At 42.4% G+C, this 13,982-nt stretch carries 17 protein-coding genes and 1 pseudogene; 14 read left to right on the top strand and 4 right to left on the bottom strand.

Going from position 1 to position 13,982, the window contains the following annotated elements:
• Positions 1-132: 132 nt before the first annotated feature.
• Complete coding sequence (locus tag QT974_RS07515; RefSeq protein ID WP_333467891.1) at positions 133-456, top strand: DUF433 domain-containing protein; 324 nt, start codon at positions 133-135, stop codon at positions 454-456.
• A complete protein-coding gene (locus QT974_RS07520) occupies positions 453-803 on the top strand; it encodes a DUF5615 family PIN-like protein (protein WP_333467892.1) in 351 nt (116 codons plus the stop codon). Before QT974_RS07515 ends, QT974_RS07520 begins: the two co-directional genes overlap by 4 nt.
• Positions 804-888: 85 nt before the next feature.
• On the opposite strand, the gene QT974_RS07525 is transcribed toward QT974_RS07520, so the two are convergent.
• The gene (locus QT974_RS07525) at positions 889-1,326 is read right to left on the bottom strand and encodes a DUF2000 domain-containing protein (RefSeq protein ID WP_333467893.1); all 438 of its coding nucleotides are present in this window, start codon (positions 1,324-1,326) and stop codon (positions 889-891) included.
• A 213-nt stretch (positions 1,327-1,539) separates the two neighbouring features.
• Here QT974_RS07525 and QT974_RS07530 point away from each other — a divergent pair, with 213 nt between their 5' ends.
• The 9 genes from QT974_RS07530 (at position 1,540) to QT974_RS07570 (ending at position 5,903) form a co-directional block, all read left to right on the top strand.
• Positions 1,540-1,824: a hypothetical protein gene (locus tag QT974_RS07530; protein WP_333467894.1), complete on the top strand. Its 285-nt coding sequence runs from the start codon at positions 1,540-1,542 to the stop codon at positions 1,822-1,824.
• Between the two features lie 142 nt (positions 1,825-1,966).
• Positions 1,967-2,215, top strand: coding sequence for an AbrB/MazE/SpoVT family DNA-binding domain-containing protein (locus tag QT974_RS07535; protein ID WP_333467895.1), 249 nt, complete (start codon positions 1,967-1,969; stop codon positions 2,213-2,215).
• Entirely contained in the window at positions 2,209-2,565 is a 357-nt protein-coding gene (locus QT974_RS07540; protein WP_333467896.1) for a type II toxin-antitoxin system PemK/MazF family toxin, read from the top strand. The genes QT974_RS07535 and QT974_RS07540 overlap by 7 nt, the downstream gene beginning before the upstream one ends.
• 83 nt (positions 2,566-2,648) lie before the next feature.
• A complete protein-coding gene (locus tag QT974_RS07545; RefSeq protein WP_333467897.1) occupies positions 2,649-2,894 on the top strand; it encodes a type II toxin-antitoxin system RelN family antitoxin in 246 nt (81 codons plus the stop codon).
• Positions 2,895-2,987: 93 nt separating this feature from the next.
• Positions 2,988-3,338 carry a hypothetical protein gene (locus QT974_RS07550; RefSeq protein WP_333467898.1) on the top strand — a complete coding sequence of 117 codons (351 nt, stop codon included), beginning with the start codon at positions 2,988-2,990 and terminating at the stop codon, positions 3,336-3,338.
• Between the two features lie 6 nt (positions 3,339-3,344).
• A complete protein-coding gene (locus QT974_RS07555) occupies positions 3,345-3,671 on the top strand; it encodes an RNA-binding protein (RefSeq protein WP_333467899.1) in 327 nt (108 codons plus the stop codon).
• A complete protein-coding gene (locus QT974_RS07560) occupies positions 3,668-4,525 on the top strand; it encodes a hypothetical protein (RefSeq protein ID WP_333467900.1) in 858 nt (285 codons plus the stop codon). Before QT974_RS07555 ends, QT974_RS07560 begins: the two co-directional genes overlap by 4 nt.
• 88 nt (positions 4,526-4,613) lie before the next feature.
• Positions 4,614-5,171 carry an O-acetyl-ADP-ribose deacetylase gene (locus QT974_RS07565; RefSeq protein WP_333467901.1) on the top strand — a complete coding sequence of 186 codons (558 nt, stop codon included), beginning with the start codon at positions 4,614-4,616 and terminating at the stop codon, positions 5,169-5,171.
• A 168-nt stretch (positions 5,172-5,339) separates the two neighbouring features.
• Positions 5,340-5,903, top strand: a complete 564-nt coding sequence (locus QT974_RS07570; RefSeq protein WP_333467902.1) for a Uma2 family endonuclease — start codon at positions 5,340-5,342, stop codon at positions 5,901-5,903.
• 9 nt (positions 5,904-5,912) lie between these two features.
• On the opposite strand, the gene QT974_RS07575 is transcribed toward QT974_RS07570, so the two are convergent.
• Entirely contained in the window at positions 5,913-6,680 is a 768-nt protein-coding gene (locus tag QT974_RS07575; RefSeq protein ID WP_333467903.1) for a class II glutamine amidotransferase, read from the bottom strand.
• Between the two features lie 653 nt (positions 6,681-7,333).
• Between QT974_RS07575 and QT974_RS07580 the strand changes: the two genes are divergently transcribed.
• The 3 genes from QT974_RS07580 to QT974_RS07590 all read left to right on the top strand — a co-directional run bounded on the left by QT974_RS07580 (position 7,334) and on the right by QT974_RS07590 (position 12,307).
• Positions 7,334-9,274 (top strand): iron uptake porin, encoded by a 1,941-nt coding sequence (locus tag QT974_RS07580; protein WP_333467904.1) that lies wholly within the window; start codon positions 7,334-7,336, stop codon positions 9,272-9,274.
• Positions 9,275-9,646: 372 nt separating this feature from the next.
• Positions 9,647-9,976: a hypothetical protein gene (locus QT974_RS07585; protein WP_333467905.1), complete on the top strand. Its 330-nt coding sequence runs from the start codon at positions 9,647-9,649 to the stop codon at positions 9,974-9,976.
• Between the two features lie 117 nt (positions 9,977-10,093).
• Positions 10,094-12,307, top strand: coding sequence for an ATP-binding protein (locus QT974_RS07590; protein ID WP_333467906.1), 2,214 nt, complete (start codon positions 10,094-10,096; stop codon positions 12,305-12,307).
• A 22-nt stretch (positions 12,308-12,329) separates the two neighbouring features.
• Here the strand turns inward: QT974_RS07590 and QT974_RS07595 are convergent, their stop codons facing one another.
• A complete protein-coding gene (locus QT974_RS07595; RefSeq protein ID WP_333467907.1) occupies positions 12,330-13,220 on the bottom strand; it encodes a thermonuclease family protein in 891 nt (296 codons plus the stop codon).
• A 134-nt stretch (positions 13,221-13,354) separates the two neighbouring features.
• Positions 13,355-13,971 (bottom strand): annotated as a pseudogene (locus QT974_RS34745) (acyl carrier protein phosphodiesterase).
• Positions 13,972-13,982: the final 11 nt, after the last annotated feature.

A 13,982-nucleotide genomic window follows, 5' to 3' on the forward strand; every position in this document is an offset into this window, starting at 1 on the left:
CCCCCTTCTTAAGGGGGATTTAGGGGGATCTAGACTTTGCCTAAAAGCGACATTTATTGTAGGTTTAAGTCTTAAGTTGTCACCAACGATATCTATCTGGTAACGATTAATGAGCATGAAAGTAGGTAAACTATGAGTGCAGCAATATTAACAACAAAACAGTACGTTGAAGAACAAGATGGTTGCTATCGCGTCCTTGGTAAGCGCGTTTCTTTAGATTCAATTGTCTATGCTTTCCTGGCGGGACAATCCCCAGAAAGTATCGTTCAATCATTCCCTGTGCTGACACTAGAAGAAGTTTATGGTGGGATTTCGTTCTACCTTGCTAACCGCACAGCAATTGATGCTTATTTATTCGAGGGAGAACAACTATTTGAAACCTTGAGACAGCAAGCAAGGGAAAGTAATTCATTACTTTATCAAAAACTCTACACCGATCGCACCAGCCAGTTATGAAAATTCGCTTTCAAGCAGATGCAGATTTGAACCAAGCGATTGTGACGGGTATTGTGAGACGCGAACCAACTCTTGATTTTCCAACATCAAACGTATCAAATTTAACTGGTTTGACTGATTTAGAAGTCTTGAATTTTGTAGCCCAAGAGGGTAGAGTTCTCGTTTCTCACGACAAAAGAACCATGCCAAGATATTTTGCTGAATTTGCAGCGACTCAAACCAGTTCGGGAGTGATTATTGTGTTACAAAGTTTCCCAATAGGCGAAGCAATCAACCATCTAATCAAGATATGGCAAGCATCTGAAGCCGAAGACTGGGTTAATCGTATTGCATATTTACCTTTATAAAGTCAGTCTCTGTAGGGTGCGTCAGATATCAAGATTTTAGGGCGTATTTTCAGGTTTTTGTCTCACGCACCCTACCGATGATTAACTATTTCCAAAGAGATTGCCTTTTCGTAATTGGATCTATAACTTCTTTTTCACCGAATATTGTGATTCCATAAAAGTTTAGCTCGCCGTAAGCCACTGCCTGCGTTTTTTCCAATTGCTCCTTGTACGTATCTCCTGTCATGGTTTCTAGAAAATCCACGAAATGAAGATTGTTTTCACGCGCTTTGTCACGAATTTTGCGAATTTCGTTTGAAGTTCCACGCAGAACGATGAGAGACAAAGCTGATATGCTGCTATGGACAATCTCATTTCGATCGGGGAAGTCAATAAAGCTCATCTTTTCTCGAAGCTCTTCGCTTGCTGAAGCTACTAAACCAGCCACCATATGGGCCACAGCGTTCATTGCAGTGCCGGGTTCCAGGGTCTTGTTTAAAACAGCAACTATTTTGTACTTAGCGGCATTATGTTCTACTGACATCGCTTTCAAACCAACTTTTGGGTAGTTAACGACTTAAACCTAACTCAGAAATCCTACCACGCTACCTGGAAGTTATTTGCGATCGATTGAGCGATCGCAACCGATCCACAACCGATCGCAATTGAACTCACCCCCGAATTGCTGTTGCCCCACCCGTGCGATATAATGTTGTTACTAGATTGTAGAATAGCAATCAAAAAGAAAGGGATAATTATGACCGTCGAACAAGCCATTTTGGAAAATGTCAAGGTCTTATCGCCAGACCAACAACAAGAAGTTTTAGCTTTCATCAAAGTCTTGCAGTCCGATAAATGGGAACATATCTATAAAGGACGCTTCCAAGAACTGCAACAAGAAATTCGTCAAGACACTGACATCGATCCCGATGATGACCCTACTGAAACTGTAATCGAAGGAATTCAGCAAGGCTTCCATGAGGCAATTACCGGAAAAACTCTCCCCTTGTCTCAACTGTGGGATGGCATCGATGACAATTGATCGCCCACAAGTGCAGACCGACCTACAGTCATAATATTGTCCGAAGGCGATCGCCCTTAAAATATTTACAAAACTAAATCTGGTATACGATTTATATCTAGCTGTTATAATAGATAAACCTGAGCATTAAAATCGCAAATGTATGACAGCAAAAATACACATCAGCAACTTGGGTAATTCCTTAGCTTTGCCAATACCAGACTATATTGTAAAATTGTTCAACCTGAAAGCAGATGATTCCGTAATTTGCAGTATAGAAAATGGAAAAATGGTCATAGAGCCTGTAAATCAGAAAATTTCCAAATACACCCTAGATGAACTATTGGCAGGTGAAATAGAACCCAGCGAAGAAATCTCTTGGGGGAAACCAGAAGGAGAAGAAGTTTGGTAAACTACATCCCCGAACGAGGTCATTTCATTCGCCTCAATTTCGACCCTCAAGCAGGACACGAACAAATGGGTACTCGACCTGCACTGGTTGTGAGTCAAACTAAATTTAACCGAAAAATGGGGTTTGTGTTTGTCTGTCCGATTAGCACCACACAACGCAAAAATCCGTTTTATGTTCCCATTCCAGAAGGTGAAGCGGTGACAGGTGTAATTATGACAGATCAACTGCGTTCTCTAGATTATCGCGCAAGGCAAGCAAGTTCGATTGGTGAATGTTCAAAAGATTTGCTTGAGGAAGTATTGAAACGAATTGAACCTATTTTGTTTGAAGATATGACTGTTGATGAGTAGTTAATCATGAAGAATACGGCAGTTGTGTAGTTGGCATTAACAATGAATATTTACGACGTTTCACGGAAACACAAAGGCACACTATGAAAGCGATGGAAACCACCGGAAAAATTGACGATCGAGGGATGGTTTGTATCGATCGACCCCTTGCTATTGTAAGCCACAGCCACGTTCGGATCATTGTTTTAGTACCGGAAGACACTGACATCGATCCTGATGATGACCCCACTGAAACTGTCCTGGAAGCGATTCAGCAAGGCTTCCACGAAGCAATTACCGGACAAACTCTCCCCTTGTCTCAAATGTGGGACGGAATCGATGACAATTGATCGACAACCGATCCAAATTGAACTTACCCCTCGATTTCAACGCGACCTGCGAACTTTAATATTATGGTTGCTCGATCGGACATAATATTAGAGATGACATCAGATAATTCTACTCAAACAGTCACAATTTATAAAGCTCCCCAGCCAGGGTTAGCGCAAAAATTATTGCGAGATGGTTTCCAGCCAGCAGACTTTCCAAACAATCCACCCTACGAAAATGGCAAGTGCTACTTCGCAGCCCCCGATTCGAGAAGTCTGGCTGAAGAATATAACAATCATTACCAGCAAGGAATATTGGAGGTGATAATAGACAAGCAAACCTACGAGATAACATTTAAGCCACTGGAAAAATTCTATCAGGGAGGCCCAAGTATTGAACTAGCAATCCCGCACAATCTTTTTCCTATTTTGAATCAGTTTCCGAGAATCCTAAAACAGCAATAGTTGACTATGAATCAAGAATTTTGGAACCTGATCGAGTCCAAGTATCCACTTGGAAAACTCATATACGGCAAAGTTGAATTTCATGCACCTTTTGGAGTGTTTGTCAATCTTGGAGATGCAGAGGTAAAAGGACTTATTCAAATTTCTGACTTTCTCGATACAGGCTCGATGACAGCAGAAATGTATCCCGATATTGATTCGCCTGTTGGTGCTGTTGTCATTGGCTACACTAAAGACGATCGCCAACAAGTTTGGTTGAGCGTTAAACCCAGTGTTCTACAAAAATCCCTTGTCAAGCTAAAAATTCCCGTGGCAAATCAACAAGCAAAATGATTCAATCCATCCCGCAAATATCCATCAAACCTGGATATCGTCCCCAGTCAGATGATAAAACTGCTGAAGCTGATGCAATTGATTTCTACCTACTGCGACAACTCACCAATTCCCAGCTGTGGCAAATGGCGACAAAATTAAATCGTTGGGCAAAAACTGTTAGCTTGCGCGGCATGAAAAAAGCTTGTCCATCAACCTATCAAGAGCGATTTGCCCGATCGATCTTACGTAGCAAATGGCTACCGATTTTAACCCCCACCAGCGAGCCCTCTATGTGGACGCAAGACCCCAGCGAAATTGCTAGACTGTTGCATCCAATTTTTGAAACATTAGATATCCCTTATTATATTACAGAAGGAGTTGCCGCTTCTGTCTATGGTGACCCGAGAACAACACGCGATTTAGATTTGGTAATTGAATTACTCCGAGATAATATTTCTCAATTAGTTGCAGCACTAGAAACGGCTGGTTTTTACTGCCCTCCGGGTTCGGTAGAAGATATTCAACAGGGCCGAGGGATGGTGTTGAGCGTCACTCACATGACTTTAGTATTGAATGCTGATATTGTGCTGAATTCTCATACTGAATTCGATCGCTCAAAAATGGCAAGACGGCGATTAGAAGCCCTTGACGAAGCTGGTATAGAACAATTTTGGATTGCTTCTCCTGAAGATATTGTATTGGCAAAACTGCTCTGGCGGCAACAGTCTCAGTCTCAAAAACAATGGAATGATGTTTTGGGAATTCTGAAAGTCCAAGCTGAGCATTTGGAGCGGGGTTATTTAACAGAGTGGGCGCAACAATTGGGGTTGATTGATGATTTGAATCTAGCTTGTACTGAATCAGGGATTTGATGCGATCGCAAATTGTTCATTTCGTGGCGATCGCACCCACTCAATCTGTATCATTATACGTACAGACTTTTAAAGCTTAATTATTTTTATGCAAGTTATTTTAGGCAACATCACACAACTGAAAGTAGATGCGATCGTCAATGCTGCAAATACCAGTTTGCTTGGAGGTGGTGGAGTAGATGGTGCAATCCACAAAGCAGCAGGCCCGGAACTTGTTGACGAATGTCGATCGCTCCGAGGCTGCAAAACCGGGGATGCTAAACTCACAAAAGGATATCGCTTACCCGCGCGCTTTGTCATCCACACCGTAGGCCCAGTATGGCAAGGAGGCGATTGCCGAGAGCCCGAACTCTTAGCCCAATGTTACCGCAAGTGCATGGAAATCGCGATCGAGCAAAAGTTCGAGAGTATCGCATTTCCTTGCATTAGCACCGGCATTTACAAATATCCCAAGGATTTAGCAGGTGAGATTGCAGTCAAAATCTGCTACGAAGAAATGCAAAAAAACGGCGCTCCTCAAAACATAACTTTTTGCTGCTTCGATTGGGAGAATCATCAGGTTTATGAGAAGATTGTAGCAGTTCTCAGGCAGAAAGGCTATCAGAAAAATGATTCCAGAAATGAAAACCTATTTAGCAGCGACTGAAATTATCGATCGCCATGATTTCACAATTTTAGCACTCGCGAACAAGATAGGATCGCAACACGATACAATCGTCACAGGAATTATGAACGGCGAAGCAAATGTTGATTTTAAAATCTGCGATCTATCACATATAATCTAAAATTAGACCAGCCATCAAAAACCATCGCCATGAGCGTAATTGCAGTTAAATGGTCGATCGACGAATACCACCAAATGCTCTCCTCGCGCATTTTGGAAAATGGGCGCGTCGAATTGCTGAAGGGAGAAGTTGTTGAAATCTCGCCAGAAGGAAAACCCCACGCCTATTTTAGCAGCGAAGCAGGAGAATATCTGATCCGGCTGTTGGGCGATCGCGCTACCATCCGTTCAGCCAAGCCGATTACGCTTCCTCACGACTCGGAACCAGAACCGGATATTGCGATCGTACAACGATTAGGCCGCACATCTCTCGAACATCACCCCTATCCCGAAAACATTTTCTGGCTGATTGAATACTCAGATTCCACTCTCGTTAAAGATTTGGAGACGAAAACGAAAATTTACGCAGAAGTCGGAATCCCTGAATACTGGGTGGTTAACCTCAAAAGAACACACCTCGTAGTATTTCGAGATCCTCTTGATGGAGATTACGCTTCCAAGCTGACGCTAACCACCGGAATCGTTAACCCGCTAGCATTTCCCGATGTGGCTGTGTCGGTAAGTGCGATCGTCAGCACTGGATTTTCCTTCTAAATTTCCCCTTCAAATAACAGGCGAACCATCCTGAAATACCAGCAATTCTCCCGGTTTAATTTGCGTCCAATTTTCATTATCTGTAAGCGGAAAAGTAGCAATTACAGCCACGCGATCGCCTTCCTTGGTCAATTCCCGAAAATCCACAGTCACATCCTCGTCGATCGAGTGCGCGCTGGCAAAAGGTGCTTGGCGCACAATATAATGCAGATTAGTAGAACAGTGTACAAATAAGTGTTCCCCATCAGAAAGTAAATAGTTAAAAATACCGTGTTCTGCTAAAGTTTTAGTAAGTTCGTTCAGTACCGCGTATATTTCTGTCAAACCAGGCTTATTTTGAGGGAAACTTGCTCGCAATTTTTCTAAGATTAAACAGAAGGCTTTTTCACTATCAGTTTTGCCGACAGCTTGATAAAATCCGGCACTTTTTGGATTGAAATTTTCCAGATTCCCATTGTGAGCAAATACCCAATAGCGCCCCCAAAGTTCCCGGATAAAAGGATGGCAGTTTTCCAAAGCAATTTCGCCTTGGGTAGCTTTGCGGATGTGAGCAATGACGTTAGTTGAATGAATGGGATAGCGACGGACAACTTCCGCAACAGGAGAAGCTATCGCAGGTTTAGAGTCTATAAACAGGCGGCATCCCAAGCCTTCAAAAAAAGCAATTCCCCAACCGTCTTGATGAATGTCGGTTCTGCCGCCTCTTGCAGAAAAACCTTCAAAAGAAAAGCAAATATCTGTTGGAACATTGCAGTTCATTCCCAGTAATTGGCACATAGCTTTTAAATTTCTGAAGTTTGGATGGATGCCGCAGCTATTGGCAGCTACGGATTTACGATGATACCATTATAGTATGAATTGATTTGGCACGCTCGAAAAAACATAACTAATTTGCTTTGTCAACCGTAATACTACTTAAATTATATAAAAATGCGATGCCATAAAATTAAGTTGCGTATCACAAATAACATTCTGGATTGTTCCGTTTGTGTTGCAAATCTTTGCTGATGTATGACGAGGGTATCTATCGCTGCGAAATGGTAAAACAATTATCAACAAACTGGTGATTCACTTGCGACCAAAAGTCATAGCATTTTTGATTTGAGATTCAAGAATTGGAAATAAATTATTTTATCTTGTTTGGAGCTTGACTATAGTTACATTTTTTTTTAAACTAATATCAGTTATCAAATTAACCAGCACGTTGATTTCTATCTCGAAAGTTGCCATCTAATCAATGAGATCGATCGGGGCGGATCGAATTGGCAGGTGTTTAATGTTGGCTGCATTAACTAGACTTCCGCATTGATTTTTATGTTGCTCCGGGGCGGTTCACTACTAATATCTTTAATTTCATAGCCTCATTTTTAATCAGGTCGTCTCGTTTTCACGCATCTTCAATCACCAAGTACCAAGTATAACAACTGAAAATGAAAAATCCCAACCAAGAATCCGATCGCCCAAATCGACAAATCGTCGCCAGCTTAATCCTCGGATGTGGATTGCAGGGATTATTCTGCCTTCGGGCACTAGCAGAACCAAATTCACCTGAATCTACCGCTATCATTGAAAACCAGGCCCAACCCGCCCCTAGCGAAATTGCGATTGATGCAGCCGAGACAATCTTACCGGAAAATCAGCAACTTGTCGATCGCAACATCCCAGCATCCGAGCCCAGTTTATCCCAATCTCCGGCTACTCTTAAAAACCCGGGTGAACCAGCCCCTGCGGCAATTGCGATAGATGCACGCGATCGCATATTAGTAGAAAATGCTCCATCAGTTAATCAGAATATCCCAGCACAACCGAGTTTACCTGAATCTCCCGCCACTATTGAAAACCTTGGTGAAACTGTCGCAGAGGAAAACGCAGAACAAGTTACATCTGTTTCTCAACTGAGCGACGTAAAACCCACAGACTGGGCATTTCAAGCATTGCAATCCTTAGTAGAAAGATACGGCTGCATAGCTGGATATCCCGACGGCACCTTTCGCGGAAACCGCGCTTTAACCAGATATGAATTTTCTGCCGGACTCAATGCTTGCTTGGATAAAATACGCGAATCAATCGGCACAGCAAATCAAAATAAAATCAAGCAAGAAGATTTGATAAAGATTCAAAAATTGCAAGAACAATTTGCAGCCGATATCGCCGTACTGCGCGGTCGCACCGACTTACTAGAAGCGCGAACAACAGAACTACAAGCCAATCGATTTTCACCCAGAGTCAAGTTATCAGGATTGACCATTCTGGGGATACAAGGCCGCAGTCCCAACCGTGCAGATCGCGCTCCCAGAGATGGCAAAAGAGATACCAAAGACCCCGGTACTAATGTCAATACTATCGCTTTAAATCAGTTATACTTGACCGCTCAATTTAGCCCCCGCAGTAACTTATTCATCGGTCTTTTAAGCCAAAATGGCAGCACTTCACCCCAATTAACCGAAGATGCAAACCTTGCTTACAATTTCGGCGAAACATCTGGCGTCACCCTCAGCGACCTCAACTACCGCTTTCTGATCGGCGATAAATTAGCAGTTTTTGCAGGGACAGCGGGAGTTAACATGATTAGCGGCTTCCGAGGGCCGAATCGTGCAGAAAGTGCAGCTTCCGGCCCGATTTCTGCCTTCGCTCAAAGAAACCCAATTTTAAATACTGGTTTTGGTCAAGGCGGCGCGGGAATTGACTGGCAATTTGCCAAACGAGCAAGTTTACAAGCCGTTTATTCTACTACCGTTCCCGGATTTTTTGTCAGTTCTAATGGCCCAACGGGACACAATACACTCGGATTGCAATTAACTCTGACTCCGGCCGATCCAGTGGATTTTACTGTTTATTATGTCAACGACTATTCGCCGGATGGCAATTTGATTAGTTTCGCAGGAGACAGTCAATTGACCGCTGTAAATCCCAGCACCAGCAAGTCAGCATCTTTGCAAACTAATGCTGTGGGAGCGAGTGTAAATTGGCGGGTTTCGTCGCGAGTTTCCCTGGGAGGTTGGGCTGGTTATACTAATTCTCGGATTCCGGGCAAGTCTGGCAATGTAGCAACTACAAATTATATGGTGTTTGTGAATTTTCCAGATTTGTTTGGTACCGGAAATTTAGGGGGAATTTATATCGGTCAACCTCCTAAAATTGTCAGCAGCAATTTACCTACAGGTAACAACATTCCTGATTTTTTAGATACGGGTTTAGGGCGCAAAGGTGGCCAGCCGGGAACTACTACTCATGTAGAAGCGTTCTACCGCTTGCAGGTGAACGATAATATCAGCGTTACTCCCGGATTTATGATGATTTTTGAACCAGATCGCACTCGCAATAGCGATCCAATTACGGTTGGTGTGTTGAGAACTTCCTTCTCTTTTTAATTTGGTTAAATAGTCAGGACTGAAGTGCTCTGATGTGGTTCGATCGTCAGGACTTCTGTCCTCCTGCGATCGCCCCGCATTCCCGAATGATTATCACAAATGAGTATTTTTACTCTGCACCTGTTTTCGCTTCGTGACACCGATTGAAACCGCGGAAGATAAATTTTAATTTGTTTTATAGGTACAAACCCATCATCTTTACTAAAGTTTTATATTATGGCGGAGGATTTTATGATTATCTCTGTATTTTCTACATAACAATACGTAGTTGCTGCTCAAAAAAGATCCGCATATTCACTCTGGGAATCACTTTTTGATTCAATTACCATCTTAACATATCTGCAATCGTTCCTGAAGTTAGGGTTAAAAAAGATGATTAAATTAACTGGCTATTTTTGGGCTCTGGGTCTGGCAGCAATTTCGGCGGTGACAGCCTGTCCTTGTCAAGCACAAACGGCTGTTCAATCAAATATAAATATAACGGGAGAGAAAAATTTAACAACGAGTGAGTCGCCAAATGCTGCTAACACTTCTGCTGGAGCTCGCCCAAAAGCTGTTAACGCTTCTAAATCTTTTGCGATTTCCGAGACTAATACCCTACCTGCTGCATCTACTTCCAAGGCGGCGGCTGCATCCAAGGAAACTGTACGCAACAATCCTTTAGGATGTCGATTTTTTGATATTCCTTCGCTTCGACAATAATAAGTATGGGGATATCTGGGCAAAAAAGAATATCATGGCTCAATAGAGATCGATCGCTGTTTAAAAATCGTCATAGCTGTTTATTTACGCGATCGCGAAACTTGCAAGTTACAGCCCATGTTCAACCCAGCTAAAATACTCAGCCGACTTCCTCTGACAAAAAGAGCGATCGTCCAAGTTCCCCTGCGAACACTCCTGATCGTTCCGTTTGTCCTGCAAATCTTCACAGCCGTTGGGCTGACTGGATATTTATCGCTGCGCAACGGACAAAAAGCAGTTAACGATTTAGCCGATCGCCTCAGTACCGAAGTTAGCGCCCGCATCACCCAGCACCTCGATACCTACCTCGCAACTCCCCAACAAATCAACCAAATCAATGCTGGGGCGATCGAAGTAGGACAGATCGACCCGCAAAACCTGCCCAAACTGGGACATTATTTCTGGAAACAAATGCAGGTATTTAATGTGGGCTACATCTTTTACAGTTCAGCAGAAGGTTACTATGCCGGCGCTGGCTATTTACTCGATCCCGCAAAGATTGTGATTGATGAACTCTCAGCCAAAACAAAAGGTAAAACTCACAGCTACAATACTGACCAGCAAGGAAATCGCATTAAGTTTAGCTATGATTACGATTACGAACCTCGGAAGGATACAGTTTATAAAGATACAAAGCTAGCGCAAAAACCGATTTGGAGTAAAATCACAAATTGGGAGGGTTTTCCTGAGATTTTATCCATTGCATCCGGCTATCCTGTTTACAATAAAAATCAAACTTTAAAAGGAGTTTTAGTTGTTGACGTGCGCCTTTCTCAAATTAGCGATTTTTTACGCAAATTAGCAGCTAGTTCATCTATAAAAATTTTTATTGTCGAGCGTTCCGGTTTGCTAGTGGCTAGTTCCTCTAGCGAACAGCCTTTTAAAATCATCAATAAAAAAGCTGAGCGATTGAATTGTCTCAATAGTGGCGATCGCCTCATCCAATCCACGGCTGAATATTTGCAACAAAAGTTTGGCAACTTTCGAGAAATAAAAGCAAATCACCACCTAGAATTTACCGTAAAAGACCAACATTACTTCGTCCGACCAACGGCTTGGAAAGATAAATTTGGTTTAGACTGGCTGGTAGTCGTCGTCGTCCCAGAATCTGACTTCACATCACAGATTAATGCCAACACCCGCACCACAATTTTCCTGTGTTTGGGAGCATTATTGCTAGCAGTTTTTGTGGGGATTTGGACATCTCGCTACATTATTAGATCCATTTTTCGCATCGTCACCGCCTCAGAAGCGATCGCCTCTGGGGAATTATATCAAAAAATTCAGGAATCAAGAATTCAAGAACTAACGACATTAGCTAACTCTTTTAACTCCATGGCCCAGCAGTTGCGCGAATCTTTCAGCAGTTTAGAAAACACCAATGAAAAACTAGAACTTAGAGTCGCCGAACGCACAAAAGAACTTTCCGAAGCTTTGTACAACCTGCAAATAACTCAATCACAATTAGTGCAGACTGAAAAAATGTCTAGCCTGGGGCAAATGGTAGCAGGTATTGCCCACGAAATAAACAATCCTGTCAACTTTATTCACGGCAATATCACCTGTACTAGAGATTACATTCAAGACTTGCTAGAGATTTTAAGTCTTTATCAAAAGCACTATCCCCAGCCTGCGGTAGAAATTCAGAAATACTCAGAAAATTTTGAGATTGATTTCCTCAAACAAGATTTACCAAAAATACTAAATTCCATGGAACAAGGAACCAAGCGCATCAACGAAATTGTTTTAAACCTGCGTAACTTTTCTCGTCTCGACGAATCGCAAAGAAAACAAGCCGACCTTCATGAAGGCTTGGAAAGCACTTTATTAATTTTGCAACACCGATTCAAAGCTACCGACAAAAAGCCAGCCATTGAAGTTATCAAAAATTACGGCAATTTGCCAAAAATAGAATGCTATCCTGGTTTGTTAAATCAAGTTTTTATGAATATTTTCACTAACGCGATCGATGCTATGGAAGAATTAGAGTTTTACCGTAAAAATATTAAGCCAGTCATTGAGATTTCTACCGAAATGACATCAGAAAAAGGTTGTACAGTCCGCATCAAAGATAATGGTTGCGGCATTTCTAGAGATTTACAGTCGAAGATATTCGATCCTTTTTTTACAACTAAACCTGTAGGGAAAGGAACCGGGTTAGGCTTGTCTATCGCTTATCAAATTGTCGAAGAAAAACATCAAGGAAATCTGACTTGCACGTCAAGATCGGGAGAAGGAACGGAATTTGTAATTTCACTTCCTAACCCTCTTAAAAATACGAATAAATCTTAATACTATTCATGCCTTTTCTAGTTTATGGGGGGAAATCTGAGAACTGTTGGATATTGCTCAAAATTATTTGAGGCTTGCTTTTATACTGTTCAACTTTGCCGCTGATATACACGTAACCGCGTCCTTGACCTGCATAACGTTTTTCAATTAACCGCTGCAAAGGAGCCATGGCATCAGTTGCAGCATCCGGTATCCACAAGTCTAATTTACGATCGACAGAACCAGCATAAATGAGAGCGCTGCTGCCGATCCATTTATTAATCCCACCCTGCAAATCGCAGAAAATAGTAATTGATTTGGCATTCTCCGAAGCCGCTAGGATTTTCGGGTAGTGCATTTTCACAGACAAAGCTCCAGTGGTGGCTTGGGACAAGCGAAACTCTTCAACAATCGAGCCGCGCATCGACCACCAAGGCAGCAAATTAGCATAGTTTCGACAGGGAATCTTGGCATTGGTAATCGGATTCCAAATCATCAGATTGTAAGCTTTTGCCGCCGATTCAGCCTCAGTCATTTGTCGGTGATACAATCGGGAACGCCCGTATTTCATAAAATAAGGACTCCAGCCTTCTTGAATCAGTTTGAGATTGTAATTTTCTCCATCTTTATATACGTAGCAGAGCAGGCGCCCGTAGTTATCGCGATGTTTGTTGAGAGCCACTTCTACCGGATCGTCTGTATCAAATTCTATGTCAATTTCAGCAAGTTTACCATCAGCGGCACAGAAATATTTTTTAGCCATTTCCGAAGCTGCTCTCCCCGCCGCAGTTACAGGTTTTGAAGTGCTGGAGTAACTTTCTTCTGTATCGACGCAAATCAGCCGCAGAGACTCGGTTTTACCGTTGATAGAAATTTTGATAGTGTCGCCATCAACTACATGAGTTACTTGCAGGTTCGGAATTCTGGTTGCCATATTTCGCACCCTGTGATACTTGAGATTTGATTCGCATATCGGCTAAATTGTACATGAGTTTGCTCCTAAATGCAATTGGTTAGGAGTCAGCAGTGCTCTGTGCGCCACCGGATATATAGCGGTGCACAAGCAGCCTATTGATTAAAGTTGGTATTTTTATATTGATTTTTGCAAGTTGGTGCGCAACTTATCAAGTCGGGAAAAAACGCTCTAAAATCTGATTCAAGCTGCTGATAATTAACTGTTAAATCTTCCACTCCCCCTGCTAAATTATTTGTCCGCTTGATTCTTGCTGAAATTCGATGCAGAGCACAGTCTATTCCGTCAATTTCCTGGTAAGAACCGAGCAAATCGCGGGCGATTATTTGCGGCATCACCCGCTTGAGTGATTCTGGTAATATATCGCGATTGTCTTGCAGGACTTTGTAGGGCGCGAAAAATCGCTGAGGGGAGTTTCTGAATATTCCAGCCAATTTTTAGCTAAGAAGCGATCGTAAAATACGTCAACCAAAACTCCCGCAAACCTGCGTCTCTGGGAGCAAACAAGGCTTTTGCTCGATCGCACTATTGCATGAGAGTCGGTATAGCGATCGACTTTTCGGTGCAAATCGATGCCATTTCTAATTTCGCGATCGTAAAGATTGACTGCCGAACCCTTGACAAAATCGCCTAATAGGTTGCCAATCAACGATTCTGGCGTACCATCTGATAAAAATAGATGAACTAAATAATTTATTGCTACACTCAACACATCTCATACCA

This window comes from Microcoleus sp. BM001215392, assembly GCF_036700185.1.
Lineage (GTDB): Bacteria > Cyanobacteriota > Cyanobacteriia > Cyanobacteriales > Microcoleaceae > Microcoleus.